Genomic DNA, 23107 nt, shown 5'->3' on the forward strand with positions numbered 1-23107 from the left:
ATAATTAGGTAAAAGATGAAGCACAGATTTTATTGAAATAAGTGGAAATTGTCGTCAAAGTGTTGATGAATGATTTTGTCGTTATTCAACTAACGGGTACGATAGTTCACATGGATGAGCAGGTGCAGCGATGGCCTGCTCTTTCTATTAAGCTAACTAGCAGGATAGTTCCAATAGAATACAGAACAAAGACAATATGAAGTGGTAAAATTAAACCAATCAAGCTTACAAGATAGGTGGGTATCAATGAAATTAAGGACAATCAGCAAAAAATTGCTTGTTGAATCACCTTATGAAGAGTGGAATGCTTTTATTGATTTGATAGCAATGGAGGAGTATGAGGACCTCAATCAGATACAAAGGGTTGCCCATCTATGCTTCTGGTATGATTCAGAGGTGCAGAACGGGGGGCATATTCAGTATTTTGAAAATAAAGGTACGGAGAGAGTTTACGAAACAATAAAGGCTCTCAAGTCTTTAGGTGCATCTAAACAAGCTGATATTTTGGGCGAAGCCAATCAACAGTATTCGTCTAAAATTAGAAAAACTATAAATACCGTTTTGGAATTTGTCATGGCATCAAGAGAGGGAGCGTATGAACGATTCGATATTCAATATTACGAAAGTGAACCGACAGTAACCGAGTTATTAGAAAAGTATTTTCAAGCAAATAAAGAGTATTTTGTAGAATTGATTTGAAGACGCTATTAACCTAACGGGTACGATAGCTCAATAAGCACGAAGAGACGGCAGCCGGTGAAGTGGCTGCCGTCTTCTCAACTAACGGGCAGGACTGCTTAATAAAATGTGCAATTTAATTACAATTTGGAGTTAGTAGGAGGGTGTTCTATGAAGGTCAGACTAAGCAATTTTAATGAAAATTGGGTAAGACTTTACCAAGATGAAGCTGATTTTCTAAGAACTATATTTACGGATGAAATCGTATGTTTCGAGCATTTTGGAAGTACTTCAATACTAGGCTTAAAAGCTAAGCCTGTAATTGATATGATGTGTATTGTAAAAGACATTAGCAAGGTCGATTTATATAACGATAAAATGAATTTGCTCGGATATGATGTAGCTGGAGATTGGGGTATCCCTGGAAGAAGGTTATTCCGAAAAGGTGGTGAAGAAAGGACTCACCACATTCATTTTTATCAAACAGATAACCCACAAATTGAACGGCATCTAATATTTAGAGATTATTTGAGATGTCATCCTGAAGAAGTCGCAAGATACAGTCGATTTAAGGAAGAATTAGCTGAACGTTTCGAAAACACAAGTGAATATAGCCCAGCAAAAAAAACATTTGTTAGGGAAATGGAAGAACTTGCACTATCTTGGTTCAGTAATAACCAAGAAAATAATTAATATGTTATTGAGTGGGTACGTTTGTTTAATAAATACATCTAAGACCGAGGCTGTCGGGATCACCGACGGTCTCCGTTACATTAACGCCGCCTTATAACGAGAGGAGAAATATATGATTAAAGCGGTCATTTTTGATATGGATGGGGTCATTATTGACTCTCACTCAGTTGCCTATCAGCTTTTATGTGAAACAGCTAATACATTTGGTTGCAACTTAACTATTAAGGAGATCAAGACCTGGGGAAGTCTTAGTTCGAGGCAGTTTTGGACAAAAGTAAAAGAACAATACAACCTACCACATGATATTTCTTTTTTGATCAAGAGCTACAATCAAGACAGGGAAATAGAACTCTATAAATCAATGGAACCTATCCCAGGAGTAAAAGAATTTCTATATGATATCAAAAGTAACCAGGTAAAGACCGCTTTAGCGACTAGCGCATCTAAAAAAAGAATGGATGCTGTTATTCATCTATTTGAGCTTAACACACTTTTTGATGTAATCGTTTGTGACGAAGAAGTAGTGGCATCTAAACCCGATCCTCAGATATTTCTTTTGGCGAGCCAAAAACTTGCTATTGAACCAGCTGAATGTTTGGTAATTGAAGACTCAGAAAATGGAAAAATTGCTGCTAAGAAAGCTGGCATGAAGTGTCTTGGGTTTAAGGGATTGAGCCATGTAAAAGAAAACATGGAGGGTTCCGACATGTTATTCTTTAATTTTAATGAACTCAATATAAAGGAATTACAGAAACAATTTTAATAATCTTCGTTGTTCCGCTAACGGGAGACGATAGTTCAATCACGACATTACGGCAGCTGGTCGTACGATCAGCTGCCGTTTCCATTGAAGTAACTGGCAGTTTAGTTTGGATAGGACCATCAGAGAGAACCGATCATGTAAAGAATGCGAGCGAGGTGAACTAATGAATACACATAAAATTAAACGAATACTGAATATTTCCGCTCTGACACTATTGCTTTTTTATTTGACTGGAATAATCCTAATGTTTATTACTTTTAGAATTATACGATTCGATGATGATTTTGAGTTCGCCTTCTCAATTAACTTTTTATTATGGGGCGGAGTTTCCTTACTGATCAGTGTCTTCGAGCCTGCACGATGATTTGTTGAGCTAACGGGTACGATAGTTAAATGAAAACAGCGTAAACCAGCCGTTTAAGGGGAGGGCACTGGGCTCCATTTTACAGAAACTGTATTCGTTTTGCAGGGCTCTCTTTAAGGGGGCTGGTTTTTTCGGTACATAAGATAATTTATTTACTGAAAACTCCGATACGCTAACTGGCAGTTTAACGTAGAAATAACCTAAAATTTTTCCTGTTTATGGGATGAGAACTGTAATATGATTAAGATTAAAAAAAGGGGTAACATGATGTATACTCAACCGACTGCCTTACGTTCAGTCCTAGATCCAAAATATTTGGAATATTGCTTGAGCGAACACTATGATATCGGAGAATGGGATGAATGTTTGTACTGGCTGCGAGGATTAAATGATACATACAGGGTTCGAACATCTAATGGATTTTACATAAAGGATTATAGGTACTGCTCCGCCAGCATCGATCCGCGCAATACTCACATCGGTATGCAATGTTTAACCTCAATCTTCCTCAAACTTTCTCTCCGAATCGATATAGTTTAGGTAATACGGAACTCTATAAATACGGGCTTCGTCCAGATGATGGTTCGGCGCATAATTCAAATATCGACCAGCAGGAGATTCAAGCAACTACGTTTGGCTTGCTCCTTCCGAGGCGACAAATTTTGTTCAAGGCCTGCGATGACTAGAGCTGATGGCAATACAACTTTGATTGCTGTTCCTACGCATTAAGGTAGAACGGATCTGTTAGCTATGATTGTAATCACTCTAATCTCCGACTCCTGCCAAAAATTCCGGATACTGTGTTGAGACCGATGTACTGAACGCTCATCATGTGGCTGGCACCTAAAGCTTACCGATGCAGTCTGTAGGCCATATTCGTCAATCATGAAGACGGATGTCTGTATCATGCTATTCCATGACTTGAAAATCAAGGTGTAATAATAAACAGTGCTATATAATCAGCAATAGTGAGATTGCTGCAAAATATTGTAAGGGAGGCATCCGTGCCGCAACGTCATAAAATATTACTAATTCAAGGTGAGGACGGAAGTTTGCTTTTTTATTCCGATTAAGGGGGATTCCTATGGGTAAGGTCATTCTCGTTGATGATGAAAAGCTAATACGTCAGGAATTGCTAGTGATGGTCGATTGGAAAAGTCACGGCTTTGAAGTAATTGGTGAAGCAAGCAATGGAAGAGAGGCTTTATTGTTGTATACGGATTTACGGCCTGATCTTATGGTCATTGATATTTGTTTGCCTGATATAAATGGCTTTCAGTTGATTGAAGAAATTCGAAAGCTTGATTCGGATTGTCAATTTATCATCGTAAGCGGTCATGCAGATTTCTCATACGCCAAGACTGCGATTTCATGGGGGGTCAACGCCTATATATTGAAACCCGTAGATGTAAACGAAATCGAGACGGAATTGATGCGAATCGGGAAGCTAATGCAAAAGAAATCTGAGCGATCGGCAGGAGAATCAAAGTGGGGGCGAATGATATCGTTGCTTTTGGTTAATGAACAAGCCAATCTGCCTGCCTCCCTTCAATCACTTAATTGGCAGTTGTATCGGGTGCTGCTTCTAAAGCTGTATTCGCCAGACTGTAATAGTCGTGTTGTACTCGAAGCCATTAAGCTGAAACTAATGAGACATTTTGAAGATCGTGAAGAGGGTGTTGTATTCATCCATGACTCAACAGTAGGAGTAGTTTTACGTGAAACGAGGTTAAATAATCTCGATGCTACAGGCTTGTATTGTGAAATTTTGAAAACGCTTGCATTGGAAAATGGACAATTTATTGCAGTCGTGGGAGAAGCTGTCGAATCGATCGTCGATATCGGGAAATCTTACTACGAGGCTGTAAATTTATTAAAGAATGAATTTCTGTACCGAGGGGAAACGAGAATTATCGAGCGCAGCGCTAATATTCTGCCGCAGGAGGCGCCTGATATCGGCATTTTATCTGAAAAATTGTATTACGCTATCGATTTAGGAAGTCGATCATTACTTCGTCGCGTGCTTGAGGAAGGTCTGCTTTCGATCGCACAATACTATGGAACTGAGCGGGCAATTAAAGCCGCCACTTCACAGTGGCTTTCGCTCATGCTCACCAGACTGTTGAAAATGAATAATATAGCATATTTCGATATACAAGACACTGAGTCTTTGATTTCTGACATTTTCAAGCAGCCCAATTTTCAGACGTTGCAGAGGTTGATCGAAGATAGACTGATGCTTATTTTTGATCGGTCAGGATCGCAATGCAGGGATGATATGGTTATTGCGCAAGTTTTGGACTTTGTGGAATGTCATTACTCTGAGAATTTGAAGTTGAAAACTCTTGGAGAGAAGTTTCATTATAACAGTGCTTATTTGGGCCAATTGTTTAGAAGTGTCACAGGCGACCCATTCCGCACTTATTTGGATAAAGTTCGAATCCGCAAAGCCAAGGTCTTGCTTGAGTGTGGTCTCAAGGTTCACGAGGTTGCCGCCCGTGTAGGAATCTCTAACGTTAACTATTTCCATATGAAGTTCAAAAAAAACTTAGGTAAAAAACCTTCTCATTACAAGGCAAAATCATCTAAAGACCGTGGCACGTCAGCACTATAGAGCTTTCATGAAGAAGAACGGCGAAGCCATCTATAGAACGCAGGCCGCTCGAGCCGGTAGACCATATTTGTGGCATTACTTGCAAGGGGAATCATCTATTTTTGCATACAGGGGATAAGCCAGCTTTTAAAAACGTGGTTTTGCCGGCGCTTGCTGAGCAGGGATCGGGCGAGTATCTCGCGATAAGTATCCTGATCAATCATCTGCATCCTCCTATCGATTCCTATAATCTGCTTATCTTATTACGAATCGTGCGTACTTGAAACCCGTCAAACGATGGTTTTCTAAGCAGGATGAAGATCAATCATCCACCGATCGACAGGTTGTTGACTGCAAATGGAAGCGCTACACTATGGGAAGGAACTGCCGGAGTCCGTCCGGCGAACATTCTTGAAACGATGAAGTGGAGGGGAACGCAGAAGACGGAACATCGCACGAATGAATTGCCGAAGCTGGACGCGATTGAAAAGTATGCCAGCCTCGGCGTGAAGCTTCACATGACGGAGCTCGACGTATCCGTCTTCGCGCATGAAGACCGACGTACCGAGCTGACCTCTCCGACGGCCGATATGCTGGAACGCCAGGCGGAACGATATGGGCAGTTTTTCAAGCTACTAGGCTACCATAACAAAGGAGTAGCTCAAGGCGGAATCCGTACGATAGACGGAGGCATCGTTTATATGAAAATCCATTTCAATTTCGAGGATAGCGTCGATTTGGCGACTTTCTATTATTCCTCGGACGGGGCGGAATGGAAGCCATGACAGCACGAGAAGACCGGCCGCAAGGCTGGTTCTTTATTCTGGCCGGTGCGGATATAAGGCGGGCACTATAACATTGGAAGTGAGGGTGAACGATGACGGACTTAGAGGGAACGGAAATTCCCGCCGCGTACATGAGTGCGGCTACAACCGGAAAGCAAGGCTCGGTTCGAGAGGTTGCTTATCCGGTAAAAAATTATATCGACCTGTCGCGGCAACTCGTGACGGATCGCCCTATCGATTTCCTGGAAGCGGGAAGAGCCACGGTTAGTGGAGAGGCGATCATGAAATCCTGCAGCGTCTATCTCCCGGCGGGTTACGACGAGCGTGATCCGGATACCCGTTACAATGTGTTGTACTTGCTTCACGGAGTAGGCGGAGACGAATACGAATGGTTACGCGGCAGCGGGAGTGAGGGCGGCAATCCTATCTTGTGCAATATGTTGGACAATCTCGTAGCGAACGGTGATATTAAACCGGTTATTGTCGTTATGCCGAATGGAAGAAGCTCACATGACTGGACGGATCGTACTTTCAATACCGAAGGAACCAACATGCTGGGGTTCTACTATTTCGATTATGAGCTGAGATACGACTTGATCCCGTTCATTGAATCCGCATTCAAGACGTATGCGAATATAAGAGAGACGTCTCCGGAAGCCGTCGAATACAACCGTACGCATAGGGCCATCGCGGGTCTATCCATGGGCGGCATGCAGGCATTGAATCTGATCCTTGGCGGTTATCGATGCGATTCCGCGGCTATTACCGGGGCGAAGAATGGCTGGAGCAACGGCTTTGCGCCGATCGTTCCCGCGCGGGGCATGACCGATCTTTTCGCTTACGTAGGCGCCTTCTCAAACGCGCCTACTTCAAGCAACGGCAAGCATCTGGGAGCGAGCATCGCAATGAGTGGACACAGGCTTCGATTACTGTATATGACATGCGGAGATGCCGACGGCATATCGATCGATTGCTACGCGCAATCGATCAGCGGGCTCGCGGACAGTGCAGGGGATTATCTCGATGCGTTTTACCAAGTCCCTATTAAGGACGGCGTTCATGATTTCAACGTGTGGAACAACGGCGCGTACCATTTTGCCCGTCTGTCACTTGGGAAAGGAGGGGCGAAGAGCGAACTCGAAGTCTAATCCAGGTCAAACGATGACTTATAATCAATCAGAAAGCAGATGTGTATACGCTTTCAAAGAAAAATTAATAAAGGAGACTAGTTGATGAAAACAAGTAAAAAGTCGCGTGGATTCACCAAATCAATCATTTCCTTATGTAAGTCANTCTGCTATTGCCTCGGCTTTCTTGGCATGGTATTGAATGGGAGTTGCTTAAAAATACGCCGTTTTTTCATGTCTTTATCGTGCTATTCTATGGCCTGAATATGAAGGTAAATAGTCCAACGATGACTTATAATCAATCAGAAAGCAGAAATGTATACGCTTTCAAAGAAAAATTAATAAAGGAGACTAGTTGATGAAAACAAGTAAAAAGTCGCGTGGATTCACCAAATCAATCATTTCCTTATGTAAGTCCGCTTCACTTCTGCTGATGGCCGCCGCGTTGACAGTAAGCATGGGCTCTTCGTTGACGGCGATCCCCGATAAGGCATTCGCAGCGGATTCGACCGGAAGCGAAGCWRCGGCCGAAATGCGAGAGATCACAACAATGGAGCTTGTCAAAGAAATGGGAATCGGCATTAATTTGGGCAACACGCTTGAAGCCACAGGCAGCTGGATTAATGGCACCAGTGTTACAAATTATGAAACGGCCTGGGGCAGTCCCGTTATTACGGAGGAAATGATTAAAGGTTATGCAAACGAAGGTTTTGGCGTCCTTCGAATTCCCGTAGCRTGGTCAAATATGATGGGCGAGGATTACACGATCAATCCTAGCTATCTGGCCCGGGCAAAAGAAGTTGTGGATTGGGCACTGGATAGCGGTATGTATGTTATTCTGAATCTTCATTGGGACGGCGGCTGGTTTGAGAAATTTCCGTCAGAAAAAGAAGAAWCTATGTACAAATATACACGCATATGGACACAACTGACAGAAGCTTTTAAAAACTATGACGATCATCTGATGTTYGAGTCTTTCAATGAAGAAGGCATATGGCCTGATTTATATGACTTTCACAGCGGTACCGAAGYCAAAGTCGGCGGCAGGGAAGAAGCCTATGCGTTGCTAAACGAGATCAATCAGACATTTGTAGATATTGTACGTGGTTCTGGAGGCAACAATGAACRRCGMCAYCTGTTGGTWGGCGGTTATGTAACCGATTTTGAGAAGACCGTTGATGAACTCTATAAGCTGCCAAACGATCCTCAAAATCGCTGTGCAGTATCGGTCCATTATTACACTCCTGTAACATTCGCCCTCATAGAAGAGGATGTGAGTTGGGGAACAGCGCGTACGGAGTGGGGAACGGATGAAGACTTCGCCGAGCTAAACAGGCTCATGGATATGGTGAAAACACGTTTCATCGACAAAGGTATCCCCGTTATCATGGGGGAGTTTGGTGTAGCTACAAAAAATAAGACGCAAGAAATGATACNAATCGCTGTGCAGTATCGGTCCATTATTACACTCCTGTAACATTCGCCCTCATAGAAGAGGATGTGAGTTGGGGAACAGCGCGTACGGAGTGGGGAACAGATGAAGACTTCGCCGAGCTAAACAGGCTCATGGATATGGTGAAAACACGTTTCATCGACAAWGGTATCCCCGTTATCATGGGGGAGTTTGGTGTAGCTACAAAAAATAAGACGCAAGAAATGATACGGCTCTATCTTACGTCGGTGAACAGTGCCGCATATTCCCGAGGAATTACCCCGGTTTTATGGGATGTTACAAATCTACATTACAACCGAGATATMTYTGAAATGAATGATAAGGTGCTGCTTGAGCAGCTTATGGCTGTCAAGGCGAATTMGGCTCCAACCGCCTCGATCACCTCGTATCAGGATGGMCAGGCAATCAATCTGAATAGTCCGCARATTGACTGGACGTTCCTTGASGCCGACGATGCGGATGTTCAAGCCGCCTATCAGGTTCAAGCTTCCAGCAACGGTTGGGAGACGGTTGATGYGGACAGCGGCGAACTGGCGGGCGCATCCGGTTCATACACCTTGAATGGATTGGCGGAYGGAGATTGGTCGATCAGGGTTCGTGCGAAGGATAATCGGGGCGCCTGGTCGGAGTGGGCGTACAGAAGCCTGACCATGGATACGGTTGCTCCTGTTCTGAATGCTGTCCTGGATAAGGAAACATTGTGGCCGGCCAACAACAAGCTGGTTAAAGTAACGGCAACTGTTGAAACRGATGTTGAGCTGTCTCAGGTGGAATTGCTGTCCATTACGCCGAGCATAGCCGTTGGCAGCTATGAATCCATGGTACAAGAAGCCGATTTCGGCACATTCGATACGATTGACTGGACGTTCCTTGASGCCGACGATGCGGATGTTCAAGCCGCCTATCAGGTTCAAGCTTCCAGCAACGGTTGGGAGACGGTTGATGYGGACAGCGGCGAACTGGCGGGCGCATCCGGTTCATACACCTTGAATGGATTGGCGGACGGAGATTGGTCGATCAGGGTTCGTGCGAAGGATAATCGGGGCGCCTGGTCGGAGTGGGCGTACAGAAGCTTGAGAATTAATACGGTTGCCCCAACCCTGAATGTCGTACTGGATAAGGAAACATTGTGGCCGGCCAACAACAAGCTGGTTAAAGTAACGGCAACTGTTGAAACRGATGTTGAGCTGTCTCAGGTGGAATTGCTGTCCATTACGCCGAGCATAGCCGTTGGCAGCTATGAATCCATGGTACAAGAAGCCGATTTCGGCACATTCGATACGGAATTCAAGCTGTTGGCCAAAAAAGCAAAAGGTAAAGAGCCTCTAGTTTATACAATAACTTATAAAGCGATAGATCAAGCTATTGAGCCCGGTTCGTATCCTGATACTCATCGACGTGAATGTAACGGNTACAAGAAGCCGATTTCGGCACATTCGATACGGAATTCAAGCTGTTGGCCAAAAAAGCAAAAGGTAAAGAGCCTCTAGTTTATACAATAACTTATAAAGCGATAGATCAAGCAGGGAATGTTACGGAAGCAGATGTCACCGTTACGGTTCCCCATGATCAGTCAGGAAAATAAATAAGCATCTTCAGGAACTGGATACCTCCGACCGGAATGGTTCGGAGGTATTTCAGGTAAAATGTCTATATTATGTGTAGTCCAGCATGGAAAAGACAACAGATNATCTTCAGGAACTGGATACCTCCGACCGGAATGGTTCGGAGGTATTTCAGGTAAAATGTCTATATTATGTGTAGTCCAGCATGGAAAAGACAACAGATWCTTGTGTCCAAAAGTGRTACTCGCCAATGGTGTTCTTCTGCTGGATCGTGGCCATATCTCGTACGRCTTGTTCATCCATCAACTGCCGATAGATGTCGCAATACTCAGCTGCCTGCCTAGTCCGAATCATAAGAAGAGCAACCATGTAACGGTAAGAGAGAAATTGAAATATCTGCTATGGAGTTTGCCGAATCAACAGGATTACTYGAAGCCTGATCCGGAAACCAAGGAATGCATGAAGTATATTCCTGCAGGCGGGAATTTTACAGACATTCCGTCCGAATTCCGTCCGAGATCCGTTCACGAAAAAAGAGCCAATCCTTTAGTGGATGGCTCTTATTTCTTCTTCTGTAGTTTCCTTTTTAATGGCAAGCCTGCTTCTTTAGCATAAGAAATTATGTCTTTACCAAATTTTTTTTTTGTCTTCCGAACTCCATTTTTTATACGGTTTGGTAGCAATCATACTAAGTAGCTCATCTTCAATATAGAGTATATGTCCTTAGTATGGACAATTGAACGTTCGAATATGGTTGAAGCTATAACTGACGAGCGCTTCTGTAATTAGTACCGAAGAGCATGGATCTAAATCAGACATTAGGAGTTCTTGAGAACTTGATATAGCTTTGCTTTAGACACACCGGTCTGCTCGGTTATTTCTTTTATGGTATATTTCCGACTGTCATACAGAAGCACCGCCATTTCAACTTTGCTCTTATCCAATGGCGGTCTTCCTCCTTTTCTACCTCGAGCACGAGCGGCTTGTAAGCCGGCCTGGGTTCTTTCTCGAAATATGCAAAATCATTGATCATGAGCTCCTTCAGAAGACCATAATCATAAGTATGCAGATGTACGTACCATGTGTAATCCCGTTCATTGAATGCCATTCCCTCTCATCCATTCCATAACACCAACTGCATGGAAACTGCCGAAACTACCAATTCATCACCTGTTTTATATTGGCAATCAGCTTGGCTGCAGCTTTGGTATGGGTTGCCTCCGACGGATGCCAATCTGCACCGAAGCCGTCTTCCCACAATTGAACGTCAAACTTCATAACCGAAATATTGGTATCGCCGGTTTGATTCGTATAAGCTGCGGCTGCTTGCTCCACCATTATAAACCTTAATTTTATAGCCATAAAATAACACGATATAGACATCGTTAAACCCTATTGTTGCTAATATTAAGGAAGCTTCCGAACAAAATACAGAGCGTATAAATATTGGAAAGAAAGTAAAGTGAACCTAAGCTTCTCCCAACTTTGATAAAGAAAGTTCGTCCGAGCAAGTCGCATAGGATTGCAATGAATGAGGATATTCGCCGAGCAATTTTTTTGTTCGCGGGATGCGTTCCAGATAAAGAAAGAACTCGAAATCTTGCAGGCGAGGTTCTTTCAATTCGTCCATTATTACGGAGTGATGGAAGAAGCGCATGAGAAGGGCACGCCTCCGATGCGGCCGTTGTTTTACGAAAGCAAAAAACCGATCGATACCGGGTGTCATTACCTGGTAATCGATCGGTTTGCGTTTGGCCGCTTAGCCGACAATGCCTGTGCGCTCGATCCCTTCAACGAAGTACCGCTGCACAAAGAAATAAATAATGATAAGCGGCAGAATAGCCAACAGAATGCCTGTATCCTGCACCATGCTCAAATAGAAAGGATCTGACTGGGAGGAGCCTCCGCTTATAAGACTGTTTAGGTTGTATGGCAGGGCAGCCAACTGCACGGACATGACCTTGCCTGAAGCCAGATACGTTGTCGTAAAGAAGCTATCGTTCCATTGCCATACGAACGAAAAGAGCAGCACCGTAATGATCGCTGGGATCGCGTTCGGGAGCATAATTCGGGAAAACGTCGTCCCGACCCCTGCGCCATCGATATATGCGGCTTCCTCGACCTCTTTGGGGATTCCCCGGAAAAATTGTCTGAATATAAAAATATAAAGTCCCGCCTTCAGCGAGTTGGCTGTCAAGGCTGTCAATAAGAACGGCCAGTAGGTATTCAGCAGATTGGCGGATTTGCCTGTAAGTAAAGGAATCAGCCCCATCAGCGTAAAATCCTTCAGATTGAGATAAAGGGGAATGAGAATCGTCGAAGACGGAACCAATATGGTCAGAATGACTCCGGCAAACAGCAGATTACTTCCTTTGAATTTCAGCCGTGCAAATCCATAACCCGCCAAAGCGCAAGTTATCGCGGTAAGGATGGTAGTAGAGATCGACAGCGCAAAGGTATTGACCAACGTTTCCCAGTAATCCATAATCGTGATCGCTTGCTTGAAATTATCCCAAGTAAAATGTAAGGGAACCCACACCACGATCGGCGAATATAGATCCTCCTTATCTTTAAACGCTGTCGAGATTTTTTGCAAGATCGGATACAAAATCAAAAACGACAACCCTACAATCAATACAAGACGGACGAATGACCAAATCCACCTTTTCCAGGATTCTACCGATAACAATCGGGAATTGCGCACTCGTACATCCCCCCTAATCATAATAAAAAACTTTCCTCGAAATCAGATAGGTGCTTACCAGCAAGATCAGAGCAACGGCCAGAAAATAGATCGTTGCCATCGCCGAGCTAAGACCGAAATTAAAAGCGGAAAAACCGGTGTCCAGAATCAAGTCCGTTATTTCGTTGCTGGAGACCGAATCTACAATGGTATAAATCACATTGACTAGAATAAGCGGACTGACCATCGGGAACGTAATCTTCCAGAAGGCCTCATAGCCGGTTGCCCCTTCCATCTTGGAGGCTTCATACAGCTGCGGCGAGATGGTCTGGATTCCCGCGAGGAAGATCAGAATCTGAACGCCCGATTGGCTGACAATCTGATAGATACGGTCAACGGAACCTGTGAGGTAATTGACGATCCATTCGCTAACCCCGGCTTGCAGCATCAGCTTCTCCAATTCAAAGCTCTGTAACGAACGAACGACCTTTGCCCCCGAACTTGCATCGCCTATCGCTTGCACCAGGCTAGTGCTCTCCAGATTCATAATAACGCCGGATGCCAGAATAACGGGAAGGAAGAAGATCGCCCGGGCAGCGGATCTACCGATGAATTTCTGATTCAGCAACACCGCCAGGAATAAACTGAAAATGACGATAAGCGGAATATTGACTACGATGTTCACGATCGACTCGGTCAAAATACGGTTGAAGCTTGTGTTTATCGTTAAGGCTTCCACGTAATTTTTGAATCCAATGTATTTAACTATTATTCCGTCCGAATTGGCCGTTACCGAGCTGAAGCTGAATCGCAATGAACTTAACAAGGGTACAAAGAAGAAGAGAATAAATCCAAGCAGCCATGGCAAAACGTAAAGAAAACCCCATAGTGCCTTATTTTCCGCGTAAGACCTTTTCAACAGGCGAGGTTTTAGTATGGATTTCATTTTTGTACACCACCCATTACATAGCCTCCGGCTTCGACGTTTATGCCATCCGCCTGTACCATTGATCGGTTGTAGTTCACAATGACATAAATACCGTTCTCATAAACGGTTTTGAAGACGCCGTCGCTTAACTTCTCGTGCGAAATCATCTTTTGGTTCTGCACTTTGCCCAAGACTTCATTCACATTCTCATAGATCTGTGCAGCCTGGTCCAACCACTGCTCGTAATTAACGGCGTACAAGTAGTCGTAGTCTGTATCCTTTACTTTATAATTCGGTTCATGAATCCATTTGAAGTAAACGCCGGAGCCATATTCCAGACACTTCAATATATACTCGTTCATATCGGTGAAGGTAGACAGATTATAAGGCGTGCCCGTATAGTCGATAAATCCGCGGACGACCATTTGATAGAATGGAATTTCTTCGTCTTCAATCTTGAACCCGCTATTTGTCATCGGCGCATTCGTAATATCCGTAATGTAGGGAAACGTATAGGCGTTGCCGCCATTTGCTATAATCTCGAGCTTCCGTTCGCTAATTTTGGTCAGCGCCTGGTTCGAAATCGTTTCAGACTCCGTTCGGTCGATCTGATGGTTTGTCCGATAGTCGGTATTCAACCGGTTGCCCAAATCCTGCAGCGATATCCCTTCAAGACTATAGCTGTCCAGATCCTTCAGCATGGAATCCACAACCTTTAAAATATAGCGCGGTGATACAACATAGGACGGGGCTTTGCTGCGGTCGCGCTGATTCAAGACCGGTTCAATCGGATAGATCACGGCAGGATCTCCCCTTAATGTTCTGGAAGCTTCCTTGGATACATCGAAGCCGTCGCTTGTACGCGTCTCTGCGATGTGGAGGTCTGGGAAAAAGGAAAAGTTCTTGTCCCGAGCGAAGGAGATAAATTCCCGAAACGCTTTGCTCCCTCCTACAGCCCCATCGACCGATACATGATCCGGAACCTGATGATCAAGTCCTTTATTAAACCATCCCGAATACTGAAGTTTAATATTGCGAATATTTCGCTTCTGCACCTGATTTACGATATTCTCTGCCTGTTCAAAGGTTGTCAGAGGTTCGAGAGCCTTATAGGGAATTCCCGCCGCATGCTTATTTTTGGCGATGCTTCCGATCAGCTGCAAATAAAACGGCACATCCCCTCCGGAATATGAATGGCTTGCCGACTTCTGTTCGGGAAGTCCATGTGTTTTGATCAAATACTGTTGATAATACTGTGCCATTCCGGAATAAGTAGCATCTTCCCCGTTCAGAAAAGCGTACCGGATCGTAAAGTCCGATTTTGTCGGATTCTCTTGATACCTGGGCAAGGAGCGTTCCTGTCCGTTCGCATCCAGGGAGACCTGGTCCTTATTGACCACATAAAAGCTTGGATAAATATAGTTATAGCCATTCAGTCTGCCGCTTACATCTGCATTTACGCTTGCAACTGACTCGCCTTCTTCAATAATTCCGAGAAAGGCTCCGTCTCTGCGAATCATTCCGAATACCGGCAATCTGGCTTTTTCTTCCCAGACGCCGCCTTTGACACTCTCCATCGTTAGATCGGATCCATAAATACTTTGTTCGTATGACGAATAATTGATTTTGCCATTGTTGAAATGAATTAGCGCCCCGGATCCGTCCGGTACAAATAAGGAACCTTCTGTCCCCTCTCCTTCTGCGCCGAAGAAACCAAGAACCGATACCGTGCTTATCGGATATTCATCTGAGTAATGAATGCCGGAAGCCGGCACTTTAACCACGAGGCTATCGTCATCCAAGGTATACTCGATCGAAGCAAGGAATATACGCGGTTCGGGTTTGGTTTGCTCCAACTGAAGCGCCTCGAGATCCTTCTGGAAATCTTCATCCGTATAACCGGCATCTTCAAATGCCTGGAGCGTCCGTGTCAGTTGAATCCCGGCCAGAGATTCATTGCGCACATACACAGAAGGGTCAGTATCTTCATTATAGGCAATTGTCAGCGCGCGCTGTCCTGTTTTATCCACTTTCCCCTTAAGTTCCTCTAAACGCGCTTTAGTCAGCTTGCTTGGAATATCTTCAGCCGTTTTCTCGTCCGTTCCGAATTGATAAGTCACTCTGATGCCGTCAGGAATGCTTTCGAATCTGACTTGCTTATGAATGACGCTATCCGTGTAGGTGTTGACCGAGCTAAGCTGGCCGAACGTGTTATGGAAATCGAGTTTCAATTGAGCGGATAATAAATCCTTGTTGATCCCTGTCGCCAGTTTATCGGATTCTCGCTCCGGCGGGTTGCTGTACCATACTTCTCCGCTATCTTTATCGAGAACGGCAATAACTCCCGACTGATCATCTGCGAATAATTGCAGACGATTGTTTTCTGCAACACCTTTCATATCAGCGACTCGAGGATCCGTGAAGGAAACGGCCAAAGCCGTTCCCTTGATAAAATCTGTTGCAACAGAGAGATTTGCCTCCGTTTGTTTGTCAGAACCGGAGCCCGCACAACCAGCTGTCATCATTCCGATTAGAAACAACGAAGTCAACAGGACATTTCTTATTACTTTCATGGCTGCGCATGCCTCCTTCCTTAGCTTCTCAGGTCAATTTCCTGGTAAATAGTTGATACAAATGATGAGAGTTGCTGAATCAGGCTAAAGAAAAGCAAGCATAGGAATGCCAGAAACCCCATAGCGATAACCGATAACAGAAGGGTGCCTATGGTTTTTGAAGGCGTAAATTGATGAACCGTCATATTCCCGACGAACAACAGATACATCGACCAAATGACGGCGACGCTGTTCGAGAAATAATAGAAGCTCGTTTCCTGGATCGAGATGACGTTGCTTAACCAAATCCATGGAAATGGAATGATGACCATAGGAATCAAGGCAAAACAGGTCGATGTGAAAATCTCGACAAATTTCCCTTCCCCGTCCATCAATGTCGTGAGCGACCAATTGGCCACGCACCAGAACAACACCGGAAGCAGTACGTACAGGACCTCCATCAAACTGTTCATGTCAGCGGGATTGTATATATGAACAAGGAATCCGCTATACTGGCTGCTCATGATATTGGTGATGACCATGAGGAACAAGATCGAGAAGGAAACAATCAGACTGGTTTTTTTGTTCCATTCGTACTTCAAATCCCAATAGCCGTTAAATGGGTGTAGAATCAGATAGAATGAATTTTTAAGGAATTCACTGTTCAATTGCGGCACGTTTTCTTCCCCCTTTCCAATGCCGGCGCTTCCTGAACGCGATCGTGCCGAGCGCGATCAAGACAATGCCGGTCATAAACGCAGGGAAGTATTCGCGCAGCACTTCCTTGCGATAGAGCAGGAATGCCTTCGAATAGTTCGGCTGATCCTTGCTTTGCTTGAAATATTTCATCGCCTCGGCGTATTCGCCTTGTCGAAGCAGCGCTTTGCCGATCCCGGCATAGGCGAATTCCAGATTGGCGTTCATATTGATCGACTTCTGGAATAATGCAAAGGCCGCCTCTTCATCGCCCCTGTAATAGCTTCGCACAGCTTCGTTGAGGGTCCGGCCGTATTCCGTTGTCTCAAATAAAGTGATTTCTCCGAGCGCCTTATCCAGAACGAGAAAATGATCTCCTACATGCTCGATAGCAGAGGGCGTGTTGAATTCTCCCAGCTTGTTGCCCACTCCGCCGAATACATACATGAAATGTCCATCGCCGTTGTATGTGAAGATCCGTCCGCGTCTGGAATCAAGCACCGAATAGATTTCACTGTCCGTCACATCGATGTCAATCAGTCTCGAAGGCGCCGTCTGAGTCGTGGCAGCGATGTCGCCGCGCGGGTTGAAATACCCCGTACGCCTTAAAATATCGTTCCCCTGGGCATTTAATTTTTTGATCGTATCGCCAAACCTGTCCCCGTTCGTCGCATAAATAAATCCTTCATCATTAATATCCAGGTTCGTAAATTCCGTAGGCGTAAACATGACCATCTGACTCTGCTGGGCGCGGGTAGACAGCCGCTTCCACAACAACTCGACCGGATCGACCCTTACACGGTTCGCGCCGATGAACGACGTAAATTCGCCATTAGCGTTGAATTCCATAAATCCGTCAAATACGCCGGCGGCCATGACATAAATCCGTTGGGCCTTATCGACAACAACACGTGCGGGTTGGAACTGAAACTTCTCCTGAAATATCTCGGACTCAGGATTCTTGATCACCTTCACAAGCTTACCGTTCGAATCGATATGAACAATTCTTTTATTTCCCGTATCAGCGACGTATATATGCTTGTCGTCGGTTACAAACAGGCCCTGCGGGCTCATAAACTTATCGGGCTCCCCGTTCCCGTCGAAGGAATCGATGATTCGAACCAGCTTCAAGCTGGAATCCATCACCACGATTCGATTATTACCGGAGTCAAGCACATAAATATGCTTGTCTGCCGTAACGTGTATATCGTTAGGTTCCTTAAATGGTCCGACGCCCAGACTGTCGCCATTCAATAGGGCAGTTGCCCGATAGGCGGCAGGCGAGGCGACAGTGTCTCCCCAGTAGGAATAATTATAGGATGCGGGAGTTTCTTCGGCTTTAACGATCGCGCTTCCCATTCCAATGCTTAGCAAACAGATGAGCGTCGTGAGGACAAATGTCCTTGCTTTATATATTCTGCTCAACATCTCGTCTCATCCTTTCTACTCTTTCAACCCGGAAGTCGCCATCGTCTGCATGACGCTGCTCTGCGAGATGATAAAGAGCGTAATCGGAACGATCATCAAGAGAAGGGCAACCGCCGCTCCTACGCCTGCGCGGGCGATGCCGCCTGCTGAGATTTGGCCAAGCGTATAATGGAGCGTCTTCAGGTTTTCGCTATAAATGAAATTGCCTCCGTCGGTACCCCATAAGGCGGGGAACTGCAAAATCATAAGCGTCAGCCATGCGGGCTTCACGTTCGGCATGACGATGCTCCAATAAATCCGGTATTCGTTCGCTCCGTCAATCTTGGCCGCTTCCAGCAGCGCATCCGGAATCTGTTCCATGAATTGCTTCATGAGAAACAGTCCGAGAGGGAAGGCAAGAGACGGCACGATAACCGAGGCGTGCGTGTTTATCCAGCCGAGCCAGGACATGACCATATAGTTCGGAATCGCGGTAACATGTCCCGAGAACATTAAGGACAAAATGACGATGGCGAACAGAGTACTCGATCCCCAAAAACGGTATTTCGCCAGAGGATAGGCCGCCGCTGACGCCAGCAGAATATGGCCAGCCGTCCCGGCAATCGTAATAAACAGGGTGTTGGCGATATAGCGGGACAGCGGCACCCACGAGTTCCCCATGAGGGCGAACAGGTCAAAGAAGTTGTCCAGCGTCGGATTGTTGACCAGAAACCGCGGTGGGAAAATAAACAGTTCGTCAAGCGGCTTGAATGCATTGCTTACTGCATAGATGAGCGGAAGTGCCATAAACGCACCGAAAACGGCTAGTAGCGCGAACAATAAAAAACTAACAGAAAAGGATCGATTCAACCGCCGAGGAATCCGGAATACATCTAGCATCCTCATGACCAATTTTATTCACCTACCTTTCGCAACAGGTTTTGCGTCAACTTATTAGCGCCGACCATAAGGCAGAAGAGCACTGTCGCGATTGCGGATGCGTAACCCATCTCGAAGCGGAGCGTGCCGTAGTCCATCAAGTGTGTTACGATGGTATGCCCCGCATAGTTAACGCTTGGAAATCCGGCTAGCGCAATTGATATATCGGCGACCGCAAGCGAGCCTGTAATCTGCATGACGGCTCCGAACATCAGCTGCGGCCGCATGGACGGAAGCGTTATGAACCATAGCTCCTGCCAGCGGTTCCTGATGCCATCTACCGCCCCCGCTTCGATCAGCGACCGATCGATCGTTTGAAGACCCGCGATAAAGGCCAGGAAGCTGGTGCCAAGACTAAGCCACAACTGGACGATGATGATAATAGCCAGAATATATTTTTCGTTTGAAAGCCATTGAATCGGTTCAAGGATAAAACCGAATCTCATGAGGAACCCGTTCATATAGCCGTAGCTGTCTCCAGAGAATACGATCAGCCAAATAAAGAAAACGTTCCCCGATATGGACGGCGCATAAAACACAAGGGTCATAACCGCTCTGACCTTGGGCGACAGCTCGTTGATAATCCAGGCAAAGAGGAAACATGCGACATAGCTGACTGGACCGGTCACGACTGCGAACATGAACGTATTCTTCAGGGCGATCATAAACACATCGTCGCCCAGGAACAATCGGGAGTAATTCTGCCAGCCTACGAATCTCGGAAACTCCAGCATGTTAAAATAAAAGAAACTGAGTACCAGCGAGATGACGACTGGAATGACCGTAAAAGTGAAGAAGATCAGCATGTACGGACTCATCAGTAAGTAGTAATGCTTGTTTTTTCGAAGCTCTCGGGCAATATTGGCGAGTCGTGACGGCTTCTTTGCCTGGATGAGGCTCGACGCGGCATGACGGTTTGCTTCTGCTTGCATCGGCTTCCACCCCCTAACTAATTCTGCAGATTGAATTCCTTCCGCTTGAGTGCGATTTCGTCATTGATGTACAAAATATAATCCGAAAGGGCTTCGCGCGGGTTCTCACTCTCGTTCACGACGCGCCGGAAAGCGTTATCCAGATGCCTGCCGGTGAAATACCCGCCCGGCACTTGAGGGATGCCCCTTACCCATTGCCATTGACGTTCAAGATTGTTGAAATCCTTGACCGGCCATGGCAACTGCTCCAACGCTTCGATGTTGGCTGTCGGATATCGCGCAGCCTCGCCGAGCAACCCTTCCAGCTCTCGTCCGTAAGCGATTTGGGTATCCTTGTCTGTCCACCACTTCATGAATGACCACGCCGCGTCCTTGTCTTCGGCATTATCCAGCATCATGACCGCGGTCGTATGGCTTGCGACCTCATGACTTACGGAGCCGTCCTTGCGCTCGGTGCCGGGTACGATCGTAAAGTCCCACAACCCTTTGATCTCCGGCGCCAGAACCGTCAGCAAATTGTACGTTGTATAATCGGCAATACCGATAGGCATCTCGCCAGTCCGGAACCGATTAGCGAAATCCGCTTGCAGCGGAAACTTGTAATTCGTATAAAATTGCGTCCAGCGCTTGAAAACCTGCATTGAAATCTCGGAGTCCAATGCGCTCTTCATGTCATTGTCCCGGTAGAACTGGCCGCCGTTCTGGTAAAGCAGCATGGCGAACGCCGCATTCGGAACCAGAGTCGCATTGTTCGTAGCCGATTCGATCGGTAAATAAAACTCCATGTTGTGCTTCTGCAGCACCGAAATCATGTTATATACATCCTGCCACGTCTTCGGAGGCTCCAAGTCCAGCTCTTTGAGAATATCCTTTCGATAGAACAGCATCGGGAAAGTCTGCTGCTCCGGCAGTGCATAAACCCCTTCGTCATAAGTGTAAGGAGTTATTGCGCTATCGCGAAACCTTGCAGCGACTTCCTCGAAATCCGGGAAAGCAGTCAAATCGGCTGCGGCGTTCCTCATCGCATAATTGACAGGGACATCCTCACCGGCCTGCAAGGCAACATCCGGTCCTTCGTCAGCCAGGACAGCCGGAAGCAGGATGCCGCCAGGAACGAGCTTTAAATTTACCGATATGTTCGTCTCGGGTGAAAACATGTCGTCAATCAACGCTTTCAACACTTGCGCCTGGTCCCTTCCAGCAGTTACCCAAACCGTGACGGAACGCCCGCTTTCTTCCGTGCTGCCGATACTATCGTAGTCTTCGGTATAAGAGGCAACGTAAGCGCCCAGCTCGTGCTTGATCTTCTCCAGCAAAGTCGCTTTCGCTCTCGGAAGCTTGCTGTCCGGAGACGCGACGATCAGATAATCGAGCGTAAGCGGCTGTTCGCGCACGGTCAGAATCCACGTACCAAGACCGCCGACATTCACCTTGAAGGCGTTCAGTCGATTCGCGATCGTTTCCGGCTTCTCCGCCATTTCGTTGAGCTGCCTTACCATCGTGTGAAGAACAGCAACTTTATCGCTCTTCTCCCCTGTCGATTGTTCGAGATAATCCGCCACGGTCTGGATATTGCCGGCTTGTTCCCGGAGTACATCGATCATGCCGGGAATCCGCTTCTCCAATTGATAATCGCGGTTAGGGTCCGGCGTATTCGAGGTCATTAACAAAATTTTTCGATACATCTCGTTAAGCTTCAGCAAGCTCGACTCGATCGTCTCAATAAGCGGAGCGAGCTCGCCGAGCGAAACCGCCATACGAATGGTATGTTTCCCTTTCGTCAGATGGAACAGGTAAGGCTCATCCCCACCCAGTACATCCGTCTGCCATTCCATATTGAAGCCGAATCGAGTTTGTTTCATTTCCTTGAAAGGATATTTGCCATCGATCATGATGCTGCGCGTCGCGTAGACGCCCCGCAGCTGATCCTGTTTGCGCTTTAGCGCAATCTGGTACAACCCATCCTCTTCCACTTCGAATTCCCATTCCATCCACTGCCCCGGCAGCTTCCAGTTCAGGCCCCCAATCGCGTTGACCCGGATTTTCGAAGCGCTGTACGGCGTGACCGCAGGGCTTGACCGATCGGAAAGCGGATAAAGCGTAGGGGAAGATTTTATGGTCGCATCCTCAGCCTGAATCACTATGAATTGACCTTCGGCGGCTGCAGCTCCTTCGGCTCCATATTCGGCTTTCCGTTCTTCATAGGTTTTCGTCTCCGGCTCCTGGTATAACTCTATATAGTCGATAGCCATCGGTTCCCTCAAGGAAGTCAAAGAAACGGTCTGAACCCCTTCGCCGAAATAAAACAAATAGGGCTCGTCATTGTAACCTTCGCTGTCCTTGAAGGACGCGATTTGCCAAGCCGGCTTCTCTATCTGCCTCGGGCGCAAATCGTTTCCGCGATTGTCCCGCTCGATTTCGCCTTCGCGATTGCCCCAATATCGATCGAATAATAAGATTTCGGCGTCTTTAAAAGGCACTTCCTGATTGATCGCGAACTCCCTCTCGATAGCCGAGCTTTTCCCCTCAGTAGGAAAATAATGAATTCGAACATTGTATAGACCCGGTTGATCAACCCGGACCTTCCAACTAATTGTACCCGACTCGGGCGTCAACACTGCTTGACCTTCCAGCCCTTGAAATCCATTCGCAAGCTTAAAGCCGTCCCCTTTGAGTTCGGCATATCGCTCGCCTTCGACTCGGATTTCCCCGGCCGGCCGGTCTGCGTTCGAGTAGCGTTTCATATAGGCGTCATATCCGTCTTTTGCATCTGAATCCATAACCGCTGCAAAATCGCTAACAGCCTGAACATCGCCGTTGCCGGTTTGATTTGATGAGTAGATAGCCCATACGGACAAACCTAAAACTAAAAAATATAATACCCATTTCACTAATTTCTGGCTTCTGACGCTCAATTTCTGCTCCCCTCCCGCGGCAAGAGTGAAATTC

The 23107-nt window shown here is 46.1% G+C and carries 17 protein-coding genes and 2 pseudogenes; 8 read left to right on the forward strand and 11 right to left on the reverse strand.

The annotated features are described in order from the left end of the window. Positions 1-246 precede the first annotated feature (246 nt). The 8 genes and pseudogenes from ASG81_RS13120 to ASG81_RS33965 form a co-directional block, all read left to right on the forward strand. Positions 247-699, forward strand: coding sequence for a DMP19 family protein (locus tag ASG81_RS13120; protein WP_056634553.1), 453 nt, complete (start codon positions 247-249; stop codon positions 697-699). A gap of 150 nt (positions 700-849) precedes the next feature. Further along, the gene (locus ASG81_RS13125; RefSeq protein WP_056634556.1) at positions 850-1371 is read left to right on the forward strand and encodes a GrpB family protein; all 522 of its coding nucleotides are present in this window, start codon (positions 850-852) and stop codon (positions 1369-1371) included. Positions 1372-1483: 112 nt separating this feature from the next. Next, positions 1484-2134, forward strand: coding sequence for an HAD family hydrolase (locus tag ASG81_RS13130; RefSeq protein ID WP_056634558.1), 651 nt, complete (start codon positions 1484-1486; stop codon positions 2132-2134). A gap of 1448 nt (positions 2135-3582) precedes the next feature. After that, positions 3583-5112 (forward strand): response regulator transcription factor, encoded by a 1530-nt coding sequence (locus ASG81_RS13140; protein ID WP_056634564.1) that lies wholly within the window; start codon positions 3583-3585, stop codon positions 5110-5112. A 446-nt stretch (positions 5113-5558) separates the two neighbouring features. After that, positions 5559-5726: pseudogene (locus tag ASG81_RS32770) on the forward strand (endo-1,4-beta-xylanase); the annotation flags it as partial. A gap of 242 nt (positions 5727-5968) precedes the next feature. Continuing rightward, a complete protein-coding gene (locus ASG81_RS13150; protein WP_056634571.1) occupies positions 5969-7024 on the forward strand; it encodes an alpha/beta hydrolase in 1056 nt (351 codons plus the stop codon). A 547-nt stretch (positions 7025-7571) separates the two neighbouring features. Further along, a partial coding sequence (locus ASG81_RS33960) for a glycoside hydrolase family 5 protein (RefSeq protein WP_442952873.1) occupies positions 7572-8439 on the forward strand: 868 nt, incomplete at its 3' end. Between the two features lies 1 nt (position 8440). Next, positions 8441-9867 (forward strand): annotated as a pseudogene (locus tag ASG81_RS33965) (cellulase family glycosylhydrolase); the annotation flags it as partial. A gap of 972 nt (positions 9868-10839) precedes the next feature. Here ASG81_RS33965 and ASG81_RS32775 read toward each other — a convergent pair. The 11 genes from ASG81_RS32775 to ASG81_RS13220 all read right to left on the reverse strand — a co-directional run bounded on the left by ASG81_RS32775 (position 10840) and on the right by ASG81_RS13220 (position 23073). Beyond that, on the reverse strand, positions 10840-10944 hold the full coding sequence (locus tag ASG81_RS32775) for a hypothetical protein (protein WP_235548860.1): 105 nt from the start codon (positions 10942-10944) through the stop codon (positions 10840-10842). Then, complete coding sequence (locus ASG81_RS32780; RefSeq protein WP_056634583.1) at positions 10905-11129, reverse strand: hypothetical protein; 225 nt, start codon at positions 11127-11129, stop codon at positions 10905-10907. Before ASG81_RS32780 ends, ASG81_RS32775 begins: the two co-directional genes overlap by 40 nt. Before the next feature lie 47 nt (positions 11130-11176). Then, positions 11177-11359, reverse strand: coding sequence for a hypothetical protein (locus tag ASG81_RS13175; protein WP_056634586.1), 183 nt, complete (start codon positions 11357-11359; stop codon positions 11177-11179). A 421-nt stretch (positions 11360-11780) separates the two neighbouring features. Further along, positions 11781-12725, reverse strand: coding sequence for a carbohydrate ABC transporter permease (locus tag ASG81_RS13185; RefSeq protein WP_056634592.1), 945 nt, complete (start codon positions 12723-12725; stop codon positions 11781-11783). Between the two features lie 13 nt (positions 12726-12738). Further along, positions 12739-13650: a carbohydrate ABC transporter permease gene (locus ASG81_RS13190; protein WP_056634595.1), complete on the reverse strand. Its 912-nt coding sequence runs from the start codon at positions 13648-13650 to the stop codon at positions 12739-12741. Beyond that, entirely contained in the window at positions 13647-16205 is a 2559-nt protein-coding gene (locus tag ASG81_RS13195) for a DUF5696 domain-containing protein (protein ID WP_056634598.1), read from the reverse strand. The genes ASG81_RS13190 and ASG81_RS13195 overlap by 4 nt, the downstream gene beginning before the upstream one ends. Positions 16206-16225: 20 nt before the next feature. Beyond that, entirely contained in the window at positions 16226-16861 is a 636-nt protein-coding gene (locus ASG81_RS13200) for a Yip1 family protein (RefSeq protein WP_056634601.1), read from the reverse strand. Next, entirely contained in the window at positions 16842-18308 is a 1467-nt protein-coding gene (locus tag ASG81_RS13205; protein ID WP_056634604.1) for an NHL repeat-containing protein, read from the reverse strand. The genes ASG81_RS13200 and ASG81_RS13205 overlap by 20 nt, the downstream gene beginning before the upstream one ends. 15 nt (positions 18309-18323) lie before the next feature. Next, positions 18324-19193, reverse strand: a complete 870-nt coding sequence (locus ASG81_RS13210; protein WP_056634681.1) for a carbohydrate ABC transporter permease — start codon at positions 19191-19193, stop codon at positions 18324-18326. Positions 19194-19201: 8 nt separating this feature from the next. After that, the gene (locus ASG81_RS13215) at positions 19202-20158 is read right to left on the reverse strand and encodes a carbohydrate ABC transporter permease (protein ID WP_056634607.1); all 957 of its coding nucleotides are present in this window, start codon (positions 20156-20158) and stop codon (positions 19202-19204) included. Between the two features lie 17 nt (positions 20159-20175). Further along, positions 20176-23073, reverse strand: a complete 2898-nt coding sequence (locus ASG81_RS13220; protein ID WP_442952871.1) for an extracellular solute-binding protein — start codon at positions 23071-23073, stop codon at positions 20176-20178. Positions 23074-23107 lie beyond the last annotated feature (34 nt).

Origin of the sequence: Paenibacillus sp. Soil522, assembly GCF_001428245.1 — a bacterium.
In the GTDB taxonomy this organism is placed as follows: Bacteria; Bacillota; Bacilli; order Paenibacillales; family Paenibacillaceae; genus Pristimantibacillus.